The following is a 17,591-nucleotide window of genomic DNA, read 5'->3' on the forward strand; positions in this document are numbered from 1 at the left end:
CAAACGCAAAATAGATATTATTCCGGTCATTTCCAACTGCGAAGCATGAAAATATGGATGAATCCGAAAAATTCCAGACGCCCGAAGAGCATCAGTCCCGTCAGAAGCCATTTGGCCGCCGCGGGCAATGCGCCGAAGTTGTCGAGGTTGCTGATTTTGCCGAATCCGGGCCCGACGTTGCTCAGGCTGGAGATCACGGCGGTGAAGCTGGTCAGCAGGTCGAGGTTCATCGCCGTAAGCAGCACGGTGCCTCCCAACGCACTCAACAGGTAGATGACGACCAGCAGGATGGCGGCGTTGATCATGCCGTCGTCCTGCGTGACGCCGTTCTGTTTGATGCGGATCACGGCGTTCGGATGTTGCAGTTTCAGCATCCGTGCGCGGATCGCTTTGAACATCAGCAGCACCCGGTCGGCTTTGATCCCTCCGGAGGTCGATCCGGCCATCGAACACTGGATCATGCAGTAGATGATGGTAATAACGGCCAGCGGAGGCCACAAGGCATCGCTGGCCGAAGCGAATCCGGTCGTCGTGATGTGCGAAACGACCTGAAAGGTTCCGTATCGGATCGCCTCGCCGAAGGTCGGATAGTTGTGATTCATCAGCAGTCCGGCCGCCACGATGGCGGTGCAGATGACGATCGAGAGGATATAGAATCGCGTGACTTCCGACCGGAAAATGTTGTTGCGTTTGCCGCATATCGTGGCATAGACCAGCCCCATGTGTATCCCGGAGACGACCATGAAGAACATGACGATTATTTCGATCACCACACTGTGATAGTACATGATGCTCTGATTCCGGATACAGAATCCGCCGGTGGCGACCGTGGAGAAGGAGTTGGTCACGGCGTCGAACGGCTCCATGCCGACGAGCATCAAGGCCGCGGTTTCGCACAGGGTCAGTCCGACGTAGATGAAGACGATGATTTTCAGGATCTTTTTCGTGGTGTACCGGAAGTTGTCTTTGGCCATCATCGACATCTCGGCGCTCGTCAGGCTCATCTTCATCCGCCCCATCGAGGGCAGAATCACCAGGGCGAAAAGAACGACGCCCACGCCGCCGACCCAGTGGGTCGAGGCACGCCAGAACAAAAGGCCTTTGGGCAACGCCTCGACGTCGCTCAAAATGGTCGCTCCGGTGGTGGTGAATCCCGATGTGCTTTCGAACCAGGCGTTGGTCGGGGAAAATTCGCCGCCCCAGATCAGATAAGGCAGCATGCCCAGCAGGCAAGACATCACCCACGCCATCGTCACGATCACGTAACTCTCTTTATTCGAAAGGTTGTTGTCGTTCGGTACGAAGATCAGGGGGAACGAACCGATGATCGAGGTGATGAGGAAGCTGACCAGCAGGGGATAGAATCCCGTGTCGAGGCCGTTGAACAGCGAGATCAGGGCCGAGATCAGCATGAATGCGGCGTTGAACAGCAGCACCAGTCCGACATAGCGTATGACGACTCCGAATTTCATCGTTCTCCGTCTTGTTTCATCTTTTTGTGGGCCGAAACCAGAGCGGCGATGTTCTCCCGCAGGGTGTTGATCTCATCCTGCGTGGCGACGTTCACGGCGAACGGCAGGCGCGAATCGACGTATCCTTTCAGTGCGCGCGTGATCCGAAGCACCGGGTCGAGAAAGTAGCTGTTCAGCATGAAATAGAAGACGAGCAGCAGCAGAATCCCGCCGCCCAGGGCAATGATCCCGACCATCGAAGCCCGATAGGCGTTCCGTTCCAGTTGTGCCGTGTAGTCGATCGTGCGCTGCTGGATTTGCACGATAAACTCTTTGATGGCGTGGGTCAGGTTGTAGTACGAGGTTTTGTAGACGTCCGTAAACCAGGTGATGTCGGTCGTATCGCTGGCCTGAGCGACGATGCTGTTGTAGTAGCGCGCCGCCGTCCGGATGCTCTCCAGCTGCGACGGGTCGCGGAAATCGGCTCCCGCGCTTTGCAAGGCCTGTTCGAAGTCCCGGTTGCTTTTGACCAGCATGGAGTCGTAAACGACCCCCAGTTTGCGGTTGGTGATCCGAAGCAGAAGTGCCGTGTTTTGTTCCTGTACGGCGTCGAGCATCTCTTTCGACCGTTCGATACAGTTCTGGCTCCGCTCCAGCAGGTTGTGCGTCGTGCGGTTGAAGCGCACCAGTTCGAGCGACGAGATGATGCCGGACAGAAACAGCAGAATGCCGATGGCCGTGAAGCCCAGGCGGATTTTATGTTTGACCCCCATGTGTTTTTATCGTTCAGCTAAGCGACTGTAAAAGTAGCTTTTTTTTCGTTCGGTTCAAGCGCAGATTTCGACCGGATTTCCTTCCGGGTCTGCCACCGAGCTTTCGTAGAATCCGTCGCCGGTTCTACGGGGTTCGGAAAGAATCCGATAACCGTCCTTTCTTAAACGTTCGGTTAAGGCGTGTACCGCCTCCTCGGAGCCTACGGTAAAGGAGATATGGCACCAGCCGAGAAGCGGTGTTGCGGCTCGTTCGCCGACTTGCGTGCTCCGCATGATTTCGAGTGCCGCATCGCCGTCGAAGCGGATGAAATAGGACTCGAAACCCTTGGCCGGATTCACGTATTTCGGGCCGCTGCGCCCGTTGAAATAGGTTTCGTAAAAGATGCGCATGGCCTCCAGATCGGCGCACCACAATGCGGCATGTCCCAGTCTCATGGCGTGGTGATTATGTGTTGAAATAAACTTTGTAAAGCGTTCTTTTCCAAGTATTCGACCGGAAAGCCGAGCAGGATGGTTTTCCCGTTCCGCACGCCGCTCGTCGGCCAATCTTCCGAAGCGATCGAATGACCCTTCTCCGTCGGCTGCAACCGGTCGAAGGTCGGAGTAAAGTAACGATCCGCCCGTCTGGGGATCGGATTGGAAATCGTTTCGGCAAGGCCGTAGCCCAAGCCTTTCCGCATCTCGGCTGAAACGCCCGGATCGCAGCCGAGGTAACTGCCGGAGATCAAAAGCGGAATCGAATCTTTAGCTATCTGCTGCAACTTATTGTATAACAGCTTGTCGAAAATTCGATAACGTTTCGGGTAGCTCCGCTGTGCACCCAGAATCAAATCGACCAATCGGTAGTCGGAAGGTCGGATTTGCCGACGGGCGAAAGCCTTTCGGGAACAACTCGTGAACGAGTAACCGGCAGCCAGCAAGGCTTCGCCGTGCACAGCCGGATAGTCGAAGGAGTTGCCGCCTGCTCCGTGCGGATACCACGTTTCGGAAGAGCCGCCCCAGCCGGGTCGGTCGTTCTCTTCGAAAGGCGAGAAGGGGTCGAAATCGACCTGCGGCCCCACGATCGAGAGGTCGTTCCGATAGGGAACGCCCGGGTCGGACTCCAAATCGAATCCCAACAATTTGCCCGACTTGTTGTCTCGGCGTAATCCCGGCGGACTGAGCCGGGTAAAGCCGTTCACCACCAGTGCCCTGCCCTGCTCCGTCGGGCTCAGGCCCACCGACACGATCTCGCTCGGAAAACTCTCGCCCCCTTCGTTGATGGCCGTAATCCGGAAGCTGTAAACGCGTCCGTCCCGCGGTATCGGCAACTCGACCCGGGCCGTACGTGTTTCGAAACCCTCATCGAATGCCCCGTCGCTGCCGATGCGCCGATAGACTCGGTACCGATTCGGAACGGCTGTCGTTTCGAGCGGGTCGACGGTGGGGCTCCATCCGATCCGCACGGAGTCGCCGTCCGCCCATTCAGTATAGAGCGACGAGGGCGGCAGCGGCTGGACGACATACCTCCGACCGTAACGGTCGGCCAGAAAGCGCAACAGCCCTTTGTAGATCGCTCGTGCCATGTCGAACCGGAAGGTCGGATCCATCGCCAGTGCCATGTCGGCGGCATTCTGGTGCGAGAACATCTCGATCAGCGTGGCCGGTATATCCGGCCGCGAAATCTCAGCGTAACTTTTGTCGTAGATCGCGCGACGCGTCCAATGCGGCTCATGCCGTGTCCGCAGATCGCTCACGATTTGGGTCTGTACCAGGTCGGCCAGGTCGCGCGCCGCCAGTTTGCTCTTTCCGTTTCGGTATTGCGCCTTCGTCCGGTTCGTATAATGGATAGAGAGGGTGCCGATGATCGAGTCGCAGATGCCGGCGTCCGTGTGCAGGCCGATCGCCGCATCCAGCGGGATGTTTTTCTGGTAGCGGATGTAGTTGCACCAGTCGCCGTTTCCCTTGAAGTTATCGATGTAGTCGAGCTGTTTACCCTCTTCGTTTTCAAGGGATAAGGTCTCCTGTGCATAGATCGAGTCCGGTACGCCGCTGTATTGCATCCAGTAGCGGGCCGCTTCAGCATAGCGTGCTACGCCGCTGGTCGTTCCGCCGCGTCGAATGTTGCCCAGTCCGCCGCCGATCTTCACGGCGTCGGCGGTCAGTGTCCCCGTAGTCGCCTTTTCCGGTGCGCTCAGTACGATTTTCGAGGCGCTGTCGAGGTCGAATCGTCCCAGCCAAACCCACGTCGAGCCGCCGATTCGCTGATTGACTTCGAATTCGGCCTGCCCGCCGGCGTGAAAGACCGTGTAACGGGCGTTCGTCAGGTTGGTGGGGAGGGCTTTCCAGCTGACATAGACTCCGTAATTCCCCGGCCGATCTAAAGCGATACGATAGGTTAAGTGTGGCTTGAATTGAGCTGAGATATCGGCCTTTGATACGGTGCCTTGACGAAATGGATTTTGGTGATCTAAGGTGTCTGAAACGGCAAATCCGAAATTCGTTTTTTCCCACTTGCCGACCGTGTCGATTTCCCGGCCCTCCTGTGTCGGATCATCGTTGTCGAGGATGATCTCTGCAGGTTGCGGATCGCGTTCGCGGGCCATCACCACGACTGCGCCTGCCCGCTCCAGCATCGGAGCCAGATAACGCGAGGCGAACTCCTGTGTATTGAGGTCTTCGATGGTGGTGAATAGCGGAGCGCGCTGCCAGAGCCAGGCGGAATCCTCCTCTTCCTGATAGTATTTTCCGTGGCCTCCCCACAAGGCGATGTGCCGTCCGCCCAATCCGAGGCTATACCCCGAGCGATCGGCACGACGGGTCAGCGGGCGAATGTGGATCGGCGTGCTCGCCCGTTTCGGATCGCGCCCCTCTTTCGGACGGAAAGCATTGGGAATGAATCGTTCGGCAGGAATTTTATAGGCGAAGAAACGCACGTCGCAGTTCTGATACCCTGCTCCTAAAGTTTCCCGTACGGCGTCGGCCCATTGTCCGAGCAACTCCTGTCGGATGGCGATCTGTGCCAGCCCCACATTGCAATAGAGCTCCAGCCGCTTTTTATCAGGACTCAATTTCACCCGCTCCAGCACGACGCTCCGTACCGATTCGCTGCGCCACGGGTCGAACAGGGAGGGGCGCTTGCCGAGTTTTTTCAGGATGTTCTGCTGTTCGATTTTCAATTTCGCCGCCGAAAGCGTTGGTTCTGATGAAAAGGAGAAAGCGACTGAAATCGAGCTGAATAATAAACCGACTAATAATAGGAAAAATCGTCTCATCGTCAGAACTCGCCGACCTCCACTTCGGTCACCCGGTCGCCGTCGACCATGAAACGCAGAGCGGTGCGAACTCCCTGATAACCATATCCGGCCGCCCCCGGATTCATATGCAATAGATGGTACTTTTTGTCGTTTATGACTTTGAGTATGTGCGAGTGGCCGCTGATGAAGAGGTCGGGGTGGATCCGCTCGATCCACATCCGGGCTTCGGGCTCGTAACGGCCCGGATAGCCGCCGATATGGGTCATCACGACGCTCAGATTCTCGCACACGATGTGCTGGAATTTCGGATAGACGGTCCGCACGCGGTGGTCATCGATATTGCCGTAGACGGCTTTCAGGGGGCGGAAAGCGGCTATCTCGTCGGCCAGCTCCAGCGAACCGATGTCGCCGGCGTGCCAAATCTCGCTCACCGGATCGAGAAAATGCCTGATTTTATCGTCGAACGTTCCGTGCGTGTCGGAAATCAATCCTATTTTGATCATACGGAGTGGTGCTATTGCGCACCAAAGTTATAATAATTTGAGAAACCGAAGTATCTTTGTATATCATGACGAGCAGCATACCATTAGCGGAACGGATGCGTCCCACGACGTTGGAGCAGTATATCGGTCAGACCCATCTGGTCGGGCCGGAGGGGGTGTTGCGCAAACTGGTGGCGTCGCGGAACCTTTCCTCCTTTATTCTGTGGGGGCCTCCGGGAGTGGGCAAGACGACGCTGGCGCAGATTATGGCCCGGTCGCTGGAACGTAAGTTTTTTACACTCAGTGCAATCAATGCGGGGGTGAAGGAGGTGCGCGAGGTGTTGGAGAAGGCGAAGTCGAGCCGATTTTTCGACTCGGCGCCTCCGGTGCTGTTCATCGATGAAATCCATCGATTCAACAAGGCGCAGCAGGACTCGTTGCTCGGGGCTGTCGAGCAGGGGGTGGTGACGCTGATCGGGGCGACGACCGAGAATCCGTCGTTCGAGGTGATCCGGCCGCTGCTTTCGCGGTGTCAGGTCTATATCCTCAAACCATTGGCAGAGGATGATTTGCGCGCGTTACTTGACCGGGTAATTAAGGAGGATATCTGCCTTAAGGAGCGGGAGATTCGGATCGAAGAGACGGGGGCATTGTTCGCTTTCAGCGGCGGCGATGCGCGGAAGCTGCTGAATATCGTCGATATGCTGTGCGGGATGGCGGAGGAAGAGGCGCTGATCGTGATCAACGACGAGACGGTGCGGGGGGCTTTGCAGCAGAACGTCGCCCGGTACGATAAGGGGGGCGAAGAGCATTACGATGTCATTTCGGCCTTTATCAAGAGTGTGCGGGGAAGCGATCCGAATGCGGCGATCTACTATTTGGCACGGATGTTGGCAGGGGGTGAAGAGCCGCGGTTTATCGCCCGGCGTTTGTGTATACTGGCTTCGGAGGATATCGGGCTGGCTAATCCGAACGCGCTGTTGCTGGCCGAGGCCTGTTTCAATACGGTGCACAACATCGGGATGCCGGAGGCGAGGATTACGCTGGCGCAGGCGACGATCTACCTGGCCACTTCGCCGAAGAGCAACTCGGCCTACATGGCGATCAACAAGGCTTTGGCGCAGGTCGAACGGGAGGGCTATCGGCCGGTGCCGTTGCACTTGCGGAACGCCCCTACCCCGCTGATGGAGAAGGCGGGATATGGGACGGGCTATAAATATGCACATGACTATCCGGGCCATTTCGTGGAGTTGGAATTCATGCCGGAGGGGCTTTCGGGGACGAGGTTTTGGGAGCCGGGCGAAAATCCGGCGGAGGAGAAGCTGAAAGTTCGGATGGAGGAGTTGTGGGGCGGGAAATATTAGCCGCGAGGCTTGGATTTCGCGGAAAAACGGTTAAATTTACAGAAAAAAGCGACATTTATGACCATGCACTGTTGTCGGAACAAGGCCGACGAGGCGGATATTCGGGTAGAGATTCCCGGTTTTACGACGGAGAATAAAAAACGGGGAATGTTTTTTCTGATGGGTGGGCCGTGTGTGGTGGAGAGCGAGGCGATCGTTATGGAGATTGCCGGCCGGATGGTGGAGATTACCTCGCGACTGGGGATTCCGTACATTTTCAAGGCTTCGTATCGGAAAGCCAATCGCAGTCGGTCGGACTCTTTTACCGGCATCGGCGATATCCGGGCGTTGGAGTTGTTGGCCAAGGTGCGGCGGGAGTTTCATGTGCCGGTGGTGACCGACATTCATAATCCGGAGGAGGCGGCGATGGCGGCGGAGTATGCGGATGTGCTTCAGATTCCGGCTTTCCTCTGTCGGCAGACGGATCTGCTGACCGCGGCCGGAGAGACCGGACGGTGGGTCAATATCAAGAAGGGGCAGTTTTTGGCTCCCGAATCGATGGCTTTTGCCGCGGCGAAGATTACCGAGACGGGAAACGACCGGGTGATGCTGACTGACCGGGGTACTTCGTTCGGGTACTACGACCTTGTGGTGGACTATCGGGGGATACCGATCATGCAACAGACGGGATTTCCGGTGGTGGTGGATATCACCCACTCGTTGCAGCAGCCCAATCAGAGCAGCGGGGTGACGGGCGGACAGCCGGAGATGATCGAAACCATCGCCCGGGCGGCGATTGCGGTGGGGGCGGACGGCCTGTTCGTCGAAACGCATCCGAATCCGGCACAGGCTTTGTCGGACGGGGCCAATATGCTGGCGCTGGATCGGATGGAAGGAATGCTGGAGCGGCTGGTGGCGTTGCGGAACACCGTCCTCTCGTTTTAATCACCAAACAGGATTTCAAATTCACTGTATGGAAGAGAAACAGACGGCGAAACCCGCCGGAAAACGCGAACAGATCGTAGAGACACTGAAGACCAAGTCGGTGCTCTTGCAGCAGATTTTCGACAACACGCAGCAGGTTTTCGGACAACTCAAGGAGATTTTGCAGGAATACGCCGTCGAGGTAAACGAACAGCTCGAAGGGGCTTCCGACCGGCGTATCAAGCTGGAGTACCGGGATCGGGGGAAGTTCGAGGCGCAGCTCCAGATGGCGGGCGATATCCTGATCTTCAGCATGCACACCAATGTCTTCCAGTTCGAGCGGGAAAACATTATCTGGCAGAACTCTTATGTGAAGCAGGATAAGCAGAATGCTTATTGCGGGGTGATCAACATCTACAACTTCCTCTCGGACTCGTTCCGGTACAACCGGTCGGCGGACGAGGGCTATCTCGTGGCGCGGATCTTTATCAATCGCGATTTCCAGTACATGGTCGAAGGGAAACGGCAGGTGACCTATCGGCACGACAATTTCGGACAGGGGGCTATTACGCCGGATGCCCTGACCGAGATTATCGAGAACACCATGGCTTATACCCTGGACTTCGATCTTCTGGTGCCGCCTTACGATACGGTCAAACTGGTGACGGTAGACCAGATGAATACCAAAATTGAGAACTCGAAACTCCAGACGGGGAAACGAATGGGGTATCAGTTCCGGTCGGACGATGTGTAATGGGAAACATATCGTTCTCTTTCTCTCGATCGCTCTTCTCGGAGTAGCTGTTCCTGCCTCTCGCGGACAGCTTCCGCCGCATTATACGAACCAATTGCATGCCGACACGGCCATCGTGCCGATCAACTATCGGGAACAGAGCGCCCGGTCGGATGCTTTCTATGACACGCTGCGGCTGCGGAAATACAAGAATGCTTTCACACGCTTTTTGTTCCGTTCGCTCATCCGGGGGCGAAACAGCAGCGATGAGGGGACTCCTTCGCTTGACTTCAAACAGAATCGAGACTACTTCGAACTCTTTGCCGGAAAAAGAATCACCGGCATTCATTGGACGTTGGCCAACGTCTTCTCGCCGCGCGATACGACGCGCAACATGAGCTGGCTGCAACGGACGATTGACAAAATCCACATCCAGACCAAACCGCGCCAATTGGCTCAGAACCTGCTTTTTCAGGTCGGCGATACGCTCAATCCGTATGTGCTGGGGATCAATGAAGAGTTGCTGCGTAGCCTGCCCAATCTGGCGACCGCCTATTTCGTCGTCATGCCCGACCGGAACGATTCGACGGGGGTGTCGATCCATATCTTTGCGCGCGATAACTGGTCGATCGGCGCGGATGTCAATTGGGGGAGTCGGGAGAAGAGCCTCTCGGTTTTCGACCGCAACTTTCTCGGAACGGGCGACGAATTGAAGTTGAAAGTAGCCGGCGACAAGCAGCTGAGCCGCTTCGGCTTCGGAGTCGAATACACAGCCCGAAATCTGTTGGGACATTTTACCGATGCGACCATCGGATTGGGGAGCGGAGGCGATCAGAATATGGCCCGCTTCGCCGTCGTTCATCCGTTTATTCTCCCCACGGGATGGGGGTTCGGCTTCACGGCCGATCGCACCTACCGCCGTGAAGAGATGACCCGGACGGATACGTCGCACTACATCGAACGGTTCTTCTTAGGCGGTTGGGGCGGCAGGTCGTGGTGTTTGAACTGGCGGAACGGGACGAACGTCTATGTGACGGCTTCGCTGGATCGGGAACGTTATCTTCAGCGGCCCGAGGTTTCGGAGAAGCTGAATCCGTATTACCACCATTCGACGCAGTTTCTGGTCGGATTCGGTTTTTCGCGGCGGAACTATTTTCAGGGGAACATGATCTACGGATTCGGACGGACGGAGGACATCCCTTACGGTTTCCGGTTCGAGTTGGTCGGCGGACGGCAGTGGGAAGAGGAGCTCGGAGGGAGAGATTATTGGGGAGTTCGGGGCTATTGGGGCAACCTGATCCGGAACAGCTATCTGGAAGCGAGTCTGGCATTCGGTTCTTACTTCACCCGGAACTATCGGTTGCAACAGTCGGTGGCGACGGGGCATATCAAGTACTTCACGCCGTTGTTGCGGGTGCGTACCAGCTACATCCGGCAGTTCGGAACCCTGTCGGCGACCATGGGTTTTCATCGTCTGGAGGGCGAGCGCGAAGCGTTGCGGTACGAGAATCGTTGGGGGCGCGGAATTCGCGGACTCTCGGCCGATTGGCGGATGACGGGTTACAATCGGCTGACGATCGGTTCCGAGACGGTTGTCTTCACCCCGCTGTTTCTGTACCATTTCCGATTCGCGTTTTTCCTCTGCGGCGATGTCGGATGGCTCGGATACGACAACAATCTGTTTCGCAACCGATTTACAGGAGCGATCGGCGCGGGGGTGCGGATTCGGAACGAACGGCTGATTTTCAACAACGTGGAGATTCGATTCGGGTATGCTTTCAACAGGCCGCCGGACGTGGGATATCGTACCTTCTCGATCTCCAGCGAGCCGGACTTCAAAGAGATCGATTTCGCCCCTGAGAAGCCGCAGGTGATTCCTTATCGGTGATCTTTTCGACAGGGGCTCGATTCGTGGCATGAATTATGCACTCTTATCGACTACATACTTAAATTCTTGAAATCATGTCAGTATTAGTCGGTAGAAAGGCTCCGGTATTCCGGGCTACAGCGGTGGTAAACGGGAGCGAAATCGTCCCGGATTTTTCGTTGGAAACATATGCGGGTAAAAAGTACGTGCTGTTTTTCTTTTACCCGGCGGACTTCTCGGCAGTGTGCCCGACGGAGATTCTCGCTTTCCAGGAACGGATGGCGGAGTTCGACGAACGGAACGTGGCGGTAGTAGGCTGCTCGGGCGATTCGCAGTTCGTTCATCAGAAATGGCTGTCGATCCCGGTAAAACAAGGGGGGATCGAGGGGGTCAGGTATCCGTTGGTGGCCGATACGGCCAAGACGATTATGCAGCAGTACGATGTGCTGGCGGGCGATTATCTCTACAATGAGGAAGGCGAAGTGTCGTTCGAAGGGCCGGCGATAGCCTATCGGGGGAGTTTTCTGATCGACAAAAACGGAGTCGTGCGGCATCAGGTGGTGAACGACCTGCCGTTGAGCCGAAGCATAGACGAGACGTTGCGGATGATCGACGCGTTGCAACATTTCGAAGAGTACGGCGAGGCGTGTCCGATTGATTGGCACAAGGGTGACAAGGGTATTAAATAATCATACTATTTTGGCACTTGTTCCTTAGTACTGTATGGAACTGTTCTCTTTCTGAAGAAAGAGAACCAGAAAGACTTCCGAGGATGCTTGCGCATCCTAACGCTATTTCGGTACAGTATCTGAACTTTTGACTTTTCGGGCCACGGAAAAGGGCGCGCTTGAGGCTATCAAAAACCTTAGCGCGCCCTTTTTTCTTGGCCCGAAGAACAAGTGGTCGAGAACCTTGTCCTCCGAATGGCTTTAAAGTGCGAAGCACTTTCGAAAGTTTCTTTGGTACTTTCTGTTCACAGAAAGTACAGTACCCGCACGTAGCTAAAGAACGGGTATGCAAAAAACAGTAGGTTAATTAAACCTCGATCTTTTCGTCCAATACCATTTTGAAATACCCCAAGCTGTCCGGTTCGAACTCCCGGATGTAGCTCAGATGGGCATTGCACTTGGTCTGTCCCTCCTTGATGAAGGCGATGGCGGAGATGCGATAGCCCTCCCCTACTTCGGCATGGCCGGCCTGTTGCAGCAGGAGGTGTCCCATAATGATATAGCCTCCCATTTCGACTAAACGACGCGCATGGAAATCGAGCAGGTCGGCATCGCTCCCCTCCTTGGCCGAAGTCTCTTGCACCCGCTTCACCGCCTCTTCGTACTGTTCACGCATAGTAACCAGCGTCCGATATTGTCCGTCGAGTTCCGACACCGGTTTGATCGCTTCGTAAGCCTGCATCTGCCCCAGCAATACGCCCGTCGTCACCCCGCGAATCGCCGCTACCACCTGCAACTGCGACGTCCCTTCATAGATGGTAGTGATACGTGCGTCCCGATAGATCCGTTCGATGGCGTAGTCTTTCATGAATCCCGAACCGCCATGAATCTGCAAGGCGTCGTAAGCCACGCTGTTGCTGTATTCCGACGAGAAGAGTTTCAAGAGCGGCGTATAAGCATCCGCCAGCTTCTGATACTGCTTCATCTCCGTCCGTTCCTCCGGCGTCAGTTTCCGTTCCTTTTCGATGTGGAAATAGTTCTTATAGACATCCACGAACCGTGCCGTCTCGTACAGCAATGCCCGGGAGGCCTGCAACCGCGCTTTCATGTTGGTCAGTAGTTCGTAAACCGCCGGGAACTGAATAATCGGTTTACCGAACTGTTCCCGTTCGTTGGCATATTTCAACGCTTCGCGGTACGCCGCCTCCATGATCCCCACCGACTGCGCTCCGATCCCGAGCCGCGCCGAGTTCATCAACGCCATCACGTACTTGATGAGCCCCATCTTCCGATCGCCCACCAGCTTGGCCGGTGCGTTGGTGAAGACCAGTTCGCAGGTCGGCGAGCCGATAATCCCCAACTTATGCTCGATCCGCCGCACCTTGACCGCCATGTGTTTCTTGTCGTACACGAACAGCGACAAGCCCCGCGCATCGGTCGTCCCCTCTTCAGACCGGGCCAGCACCAGCGAAATATCGCCATCCCCATTCGTAATGAACCGTTTCACGCCGTTCAAGAGCCACTCGCCCGGCTTATCCGGATTGGGCGTCGCCTTGAGCATCACGGCCTGCAAATCTGACCCTGCATCCGGTTCGGTCAGGTCCATCGCCGCCGTCGCCCCTTGGTTAATCTGCGGCAGGAATTCTGCGTTAATTTCTTCGCTGGCAAACTCATGCAAGGTCTCCGCACAGTCCTGCAACCCCCAGATATTGCCGAATCCGGCATCGGCCCGGCTCACCAGTTCGCAGGTCATCACATACGGAACGAGCGGAAAATTCAGCCCTCCGAACCGTCGCGGCAGCGAAATTCCATAAACTCCCGCCTGCGTCAGCATATCGTGATTCTCCTGCGTCCCGCGCGCATAGATTACCCGATCGTTTTCCACCCTCGGCCCCTCTTTGTCCACCGAGTCGGCGTTCACGGCAATCGTGTTCGCCGCCACATCGCCCACAATTTCCAGCACTTTCCGATAGCTGTCGATCGCATCCTCGAAGTCCACCGGCGCATATTCGTAGGTTGCCTTATCCCGGAACCCCTGTTCTTTGAGCTCCACGATCTTTTTCATCAGGGGGTGATCCAGATGAAACTGTATGTCTTTGTTGTCTAAGAAAAAGTTAGCCATATCTGTAAGTCCCTGAATTATTTGCTATTCTGCTTGTAATATTTGATCATCTTCGGAATCACGGCGTTCACGTCCCCGATAATCGCGTAGTCGGCGATTTTGTTGATCGGCGCCTCCGGATCGGTGTTGATCGAGATGACCATCGAACTGCCGTCCATCCCGGCCGTATGCTGAATCTGGCCCGAAATCCCGCAGGCGATATAGAGTTTCGGCCGCACCGTCACCCCTGTCTGTCCGATCTGGCGTTCGTGTTCCGTAAACCCGGCATCCACCGCGGCGCGCGATGCCCCTACCTCAGCCCCCAACATTTCGGCCAGTTGATACAGCAGATCGAACCCCTCTTTCGACCCCATCCCGTAACCGCCGGCCACGATAATGGGCGAACCTTTGATATCAATTTTCCGCTCTTCCATCTCGCGGGCGATGATCTTGACTGCAAAATCCCCGTCGTTCAGGAATTTTTTGTAGTCGATCGTTTTTACCTCCGCCGCCTTCGGATTGGCCACCGGCTCCATTTTCATCACCCCTTCGCGCACGGTCGCCATCTGGGGCCGATGATCCGGATTGATAATCGTGGCGATGATGTTCCCCCCGAACGCCGGTCGAATCTGGTAGAGCAGGTTTTTATACTCCTTCCCCGTCCTGGCCTCGCTGTGGTCACCAATCTCCAACGAGGTACAGTCGGCCGTCAAACCGCTGTGCAGTGCCGACGATACCCGCGGCGCCAAGTCCCGTCCGGTGCAAGTCGCCCCGAACAAAGCGATCTGCGGCTGCTCTTCCTTGAACACGCCGCAAATGATCGCCGCATGCGGCAGTGTCCGGAACGGGGCCAGCTCTGCTCCGTCCGCCACATGCACAACCTCCGCCCCATATTGGGCCAGCTGTTTTTCGATTCCGGCTAAGTTATGTCCGATGGCCAGTGCTTCGACCCGACATCCCAAGGTCTCGGCCAAAGCCCGAGCCTTGGTCAGCAGTTCCAGCGAAACGTCGGCGACTTTGCCGTCTTCAATCTCGCAGTAAACGAATATATTGTTCATGAGAATTTCAGTTGGTGGTTTAATTTAGGTGAACAGGATTAACCGATTGTGTGCGAAGCGATCAGTTCTTTGATCAGCCCTTCGATATCGGTATCGCTTCCGGTCAGATGCTTCGCCTCTTTGGCCTGAAAGACAATATTTTCAATGGTCTTGACCTTGGTCGGCGATCCGCTCAGGCCGAGCGATTCCGGTTCGGCGTCCACGTCGCTCGCCCTCCACTCCGGAATGCAGAGGTAGCACCGGTCTTTGTGCAAAGCCATGTAGTAGTCTTCCTGCTGCTCCTGCACTTCGCTCACCGTCCGGGCGTGTTTGTATTTCATCACCATCTTGGCGTTCCGCGGCCGACACGCCGGTGCGCTGGCATTAACGGTCACTACCCCCGGCAGTTTCATTGTAACGGTCTCCACGCCGCGTTCCAAACGTCGGCGGATGGTAATCTCGCCGGCCTGCAAGTCGATCTTATCCACCGCTTCGGCATAAGTCACCTGCGGCAAACCCAACTTCTCGGCCACCTGCGGCCCCACCTGTGCCGTGTCGCCATCGATAGCCTGCCGACCGGCAACGATCAGGTCGGGATTCAGCTTCCGAATGGCGCACGAGAGCGTATAACTGGTCGCCAGCGTATCCGCCCCGGCAAATTTCCGGTCGGTGAGCAACACTCCGCCGTCCGCTCCGCGAAACATCGCTTCGCGAATCACTTCCGCCGCCCGAAAAGGCCCCATGGTCAGAACCGTAACGGTCGATTTCGGATGTCGATCCTTGATGCGCAATGCCAACTCCAGCGCATTCAAATCCTCCGGGTTGAAGATAGCGGCCAGCGCCGCCCGATTCACCGTCCCGTCGGCTTTCATGGCATCTTTGCCTACGTTCCTTGTGTCGGGAACCTGTTTGGCAAGTACGACTATTTTTAGGGTATCATTCATAAAATGAAAGGTTTGGGTTTATTTATTTCATGTTTAACTTTCGCCCGAGGAACGGTTATTGAATCTTCCGAAACATCCTGTCCCAACGCACGCCGGTAAAGATATTCTTGCCGGGCGTAATGGATAGCCATACAAAAGAGGCTTTCCCCTCGATATGGTCGACCGGAACGAAGCCCCAGAAGCGCGAGTCGGCGGAGTTGTGCCGGTTGTCGCCCATCATGAAGTAATAATCCATCTGAAAGGTATAATCTTTTGCCGGAGAACCGTTTATGTAAATCAAACTATCCGCCTCGTCGACCACCAAATCATTCCCCTCATAGTTCCGGATAATCCGTTCGTAGAGCGGCAGATTCTCAACCGTCAAAGGCACTGTAACGCCCGCCTGCGGTACCCACAGCGGCCCGAACTGGTCTTCCGTCCACGGATAAAGATCGGTGTTGTGCGGGAAAATCGCCTCGTTCGGAATGCGGTTGATGAATCGAGTCACACTCGTCACCTCCGGCAGTCCCTGCAAAACCTCCACCCCTTCAGCGGTCAGCGGCAAGGTGTATCGCCCCGCCTCCGCCTGATAGCCGATCTCCTCGCGGTCGATCCCCAGCCGTTCGAATATTTTCGAGCCGATCGGAGTCGTAACATGCACCATATAAAGATGTTGTACGCCCGGTATCGACCGCTGCGCCTGGCCGTTGATGTAGACATCTCCGTCAATCACCTGCACCGTATCGCCCGCCAAAGCCACGCACCGTTTGATGTAGTTCTCCCGCTTGTCCACCGGCCGGTAGCGTACCTCCAGCTCGTCGTAAACTTGCTCGCGTCCCAACATCCGCACCAAATCGTAATAACTCGTGGTCGATACGTCGGTCTCCATCGACCGTCCGTATTCGTCCGCCACAGCCACCGTCCCCAAAGCGACTGTATCTCCTTCCGGAAAGTTGAAGACCACCACGTCGTCGCGCTTCACGACGCCTCTTCCCGCCAAGCGTTTGTACGGCCACTGGATCCAATCGACATACGACGGCGTGGTCTTCGTCAGCGGCAGGGTGTTCTGGACGAACGGAAACGAGAGCGGTGTATTGGGCATCTTCGGCCCGTAGTAAGTCTTGTCCACGAAAATATAGTCTCCGACGAGCAAGGTCTGCTCCATCGACGACGAAGGGATGACGTACATCCCGAAGAAGTAGGTCTTCAGCGGCACGACGACGATCACGGCGAAAAGCAAGGCTTCGACCCACTCCATCACATGCCGGAAACCTTTGTGTCCCTTTTTGTAAGCCCGATAGCGGTTCAGCCAGATGCGATCGATAAACCGGGTGATATATAGGTCGTAAATGACCGCCACGCCGAGCAGCCACCACAAGTTCCGCGTCCAGACCACGAACCACAGGATATAGATCAGGCTGACGATCGAAAATTTAACCCACTTGTTTCCCCAGATTGCGCGCAGCTTTTCGATAGCTTTTTTCATGTCGTGTCGTTTCGATTAGAACCCCAGCAAGTCTTTCATGCCGTAAACTCGTCCCGTGCCGCGTTTATCGGCCAGAAACTCTGCGGCCAACACCGCTCCCATAGCGAATCCGCTGCGGTTCTTGGCGTTGTGGTCGAGCGTGATGATGTCGGCGTCCGACTCCCACACCACGGTGTGAATCCCCGGCACCATCGCCCGCCGCTGTGCCGTGACTTCCAACTCGTCCGGCGCAGTAGTCGTTCCCAGATGCCATGCGGTTTTCCGATCGATCCCCGCCAGGATATCCTCGGCCAAAGTAACCGCCGTGCCGCTCGGCGCATCTTTTTTCTGGACGTGATGCACTTCGTTCAAAGTGACGTCGTATTCCGGAAAACGATTCATCATCTCGGCCAGCTTCCGGTTGATGGCGAAGAAGAGATTGACGCCGATGCTGTAATTCGAGGCGTAAAAAAACGCCCCTTTCTGCGCTTCGCACAGCGCGGTCACCTCCGGCAGCCGGTCTAGCCACGCCGTGGTTCCGCAAACGACCGGTATCCCGCTCTTGAGGCAGGTCATGATATTCTCGTA

The 17,591-nt window shown here is 56.0% G+C and carries 15 protein-coding genes; 5 read left to right on the plus strand and 10 right to left on the minus strand.

What is annotated here, in order from left to right; genetic code table 11:
* Nucleotides 1-26: 26 nt before the first annotated feature.
* The 5 genes from QZ302_RS00775 to QZ302_RS00795 form a co-directional block, all read right to left on the minus strand.
* Entirely contained in the window at nucleotides 27-1,472 is a 1,446-nt protein-coding gene (locus QZ302_RS00775) for a TrkH family potassium uptake protein (protein WP_294591397.1), read from the minus strand.
* Nucleotides 1,469-2,224, minus strand: coding sequence for a hypothetical protein (locus QZ302_RS00780; RefSeq protein ID WP_294591399.1), 756 nt, complete (start codon nucleotides 2,222-2,224; stop codon nucleotides 1,469-1,471). The genes QZ302_RS00775 and QZ302_RS00780 overlap by 4 nt, the downstream gene beginning before the upstream one ends.
* 54 nt (nucleotides 2,225-2,278) lie before the next feature.
* Nucleotides 2,279-2,659, minus strand: coding sequence for a VOC family protein (locus QZ302_RS00785; protein ID WP_294591401.1), 381 nt, complete (start codon nucleotides 2,657-2,659; stop codon nucleotides 2,279-2,281).
* A complete protein-coding gene (locus tag QZ302_RS00790; RefSeq protein ID WP_294591403.1) occupies nucleotides 2,656-5,382 on the minus strand; it encodes an N-acetylmuramoyl-L-alanine amidase in 2,727 nt (908 codons plus the stop codon). The genes QZ302_RS00785 and QZ302_RS00790 overlap by 4 nt, the downstream gene beginning before the upstream one ends.
* 98 nt (nucleotides 5,383-5,480) lie before the next feature.
* Nucleotides 5,481-5,963 carry a metallophosphoesterase family protein gene (locus QZ302_RS00795; RefSeq protein ID WP_294591405.1) on the minus strand — a complete coding sequence of 161 codons (483 nt, stop codon included), beginning with the start codon at nucleotides 5,961-5,963 and terminating at the stop codon, nucleotides 5,481-5,483.
* 65 nt (nucleotides 5,964-6,028) lie between these two features.
* Here QZ302_RS00795 and QZ302_RS00800 point away from each other — a divergent pair, with 65 nt between their 5' ends.
* The 5 genes from QZ302_RS00800 (at nucleotide 6,029) to QZ302_RS00820 (ending at nucleotide 11,498) form a co-directional block, all read left to right on the plus strand.
* Nucleotides 6,029-7,306 carry a replication-associated recombination protein A gene (locus tag QZ302_RS00800; protein WP_294591407.1) on the plus strand — a complete coding sequence of 426 codons (1,278 nt, stop codon included), beginning with the start codon at nucleotides 6,029-6,031 and terminating at the stop codon, nucleotides 7,304-7,306.
* Nucleotides 7,307-7,363: 57 nt separating this feature from the next.
* On the plus strand, nucleotides 7,364-8,230 hold the full coding sequence (gene kdsA, locus QZ302_RS00805) for a 3-deoxy-8-phosphooctulonate synthase (protein WP_294591409.1): 867 nt from the start codon (nucleotides 7,364-7,366) through the stop codon (nucleotides 8,228-8,230).
* Between the two features lie 28 nt (nucleotides 8,231-8,258).
* On the plus strand, nucleotides 8,259-8,963 hold the full coding sequence (locus tag QZ302_RS00810) for a hypothetical protein (protein WP_294591411.1): 705 nt from the start codon (nucleotides 8,259-8,261) through the stop codon (nucleotides 8,961-8,963).
* A gap of 94 nt (nucleotides 8,964-9,057) precedes the next feature.
* Entirely contained in the window at nucleotides 9,058-10,830 is a 1,773-nt protein-coding gene (locus QZ302_RS00815) for a hypothetical protein (protein WP_294591413.1), read from the plus strand.
* A gap of 74 nt (nucleotides 10,831-10,904) precedes the next feature.
* Nucleotides 10,905-11,498, plus strand: a complete 594-nt coding sequence (locus tag QZ302_RS00820) for a peroxiredoxin (protein ID WP_294591415.1) — start codon at nucleotides 10,905-10,907, stop codon at nucleotides 11,496-11,498.
* 346 nt (nucleotides 11,499-11,844) lie between these two features.
* Here the strand turns inward: QZ302_RS00820 and QZ302_RS00825 are convergent, their stop codons facing one another.
* From QZ302_RS00825 to QZ302_RS00845, 5 genes are all read right to left on the minus strand, one after another.
* Nucleotides 11,845-13,599 (minus strand): acyl-CoA dehydrogenase family protein, encoded by a 1,755-nt coding sequence (locus QZ302_RS00825; RefSeq protein WP_294591417.1) that lies wholly within the window; start codon nucleotides 13,597-13,599, stop codon nucleotides 11,845-11,847.
* A gap of 17 nt (nucleotides 13,600-13,616) precedes the next feature.
* A complete protein-coding gene (locus tag QZ302_RS00830; RefSeq protein WP_294591419.1) occupies nucleotides 13,617-14,636 on the minus strand; it encodes an electron transfer flavoprotein subunit alpha/FixB family protein in 1,020 nt (339 codons plus the stop codon).
* Between the two features lie 38 nt (nucleotides 14,637-14,674).
* Nucleotides 14,675-15,559 carry an electron transfer flavoprotein subunit beta/FixA family protein gene (locus QZ302_RS00835; RefSeq protein WP_294591421.1) on the minus strand — a complete coding sequence of 295 codons (885 nt, stop codon included), beginning with the start codon at nucleotides 15,557-15,559 and terminating at the stop codon, nucleotides 14,675-14,677.
* Between the two features lie 55 nt (nucleotides 15,560-15,614).
* Nucleotides 15,615-17,024: a signal peptidase I gene (gene lepB / locus QZ302_RS00840; RefSeq protein WP_294591422.1), complete on the minus strand. Its 1,410-nt coding sequence runs from the start codon at nucleotides 17,022-17,024 to the stop codon at nucleotides 15,615-15,617.
* Between the two features lie 15 nt (nucleotides 17,025-17,039).
* A partial coding sequence (locus QZ302_RS00845; RefSeq protein ID WP_294591425.1) for a 4-hydroxy-tetrahydrodipicolinate reductase occupies nucleotides 17,040-17,591 on the minus strand: 552 nt, incomplete at its 5' end.

The sequence above is a fragment of the uncultured Rikenella sp. genome, from assembly GCF_910579375.1.
In the GTDB taxonomy this organism is placed as follows: Bacteria; Bacteroidota; Bacteroidia; order Bacteroidales; family Rikenellaceae; genus Rikenella.

Coding starts and splice junctions, on each gene's coding strand:
- QZ302_RS00775 (WP_294591397.1), bottom strand. CDS start 1,472: ATGAAATTCGGAGTCGTCATACGCTATGTCGGACTGGTGCTGCTGTTC.
- QZ302_RS00780 (WP_294591399.1), bottom strand. CDS start 2,224: ATGGGGGTCAAACATAAAATCCGCCTGGGCTTCACGGCCATCGGCATT.
- QZ302_RS00785 (WP_294591401.1), bottom strand. CDS start 2,659: ATGAGACTGGGACATGCCGCATTGTGGTGCGCCGATCTGGAGGCCATG.
- QZ302_RS00795 (WP_294591405.1), bottom strand. CDS start 5,963: ATGATCAAAATAGGATTGATTTCCGACACGCACGGAACGTTCGACGAT.
- QZ302_RS00800 (WP_294591407.1), top strand. CDS start 6,029: ATGACGAGCAGCATACCATTAGCGGAACGGATGCGTCCCACGACGTTG.
- kdsA (WP_294591409.1), top strand. CDS start 7,364: ATGACCATGCACTGTTGTCGGAACAAGGCCGACGAGGCGGATATTCGG.
- QZ302_RS00810 (WP_294591411.1), top strand. CDS start 8,259: ATGGAAGAGAAACAGACGGCGAAACCCGCCGGAAAACGCGAACAGATC.
- QZ302_RS00820 (WP_294591415.1), top strand. CDS start 10,905: ATGTCAGTATTAGTCGGTAGAAAGGCTCCGGTATTCCGGGCTACAGCG.
- QZ302_RS00825 (WP_294591417.1), bottom strand. CDS start 13,599: ATGGCTAACTTTTTCTTAGACAACAAAGACATACAGTTTCATCTGGAT.
- QZ302_RS00830 (WP_294591419.1), bottom strand. CDS start 14,636: ATGAACAATATATTCGTTTACTGCGAGATTGAAGACGGCAAAGTCGCC.
- QZ302_RS00835 (WP_294591421.1), bottom strand. CDS start 15,559: ATGAATGATACCCTAAAAATAGTCGTACTTGCCAAACAGGTTCCCGAC.
- lepB (WP_294591422.1), bottom strand. CDS start 17,024: ATGAAAAAAGCTATCGAAAAGCTGCGCGCAATCTGGGGAAACAAGTGG.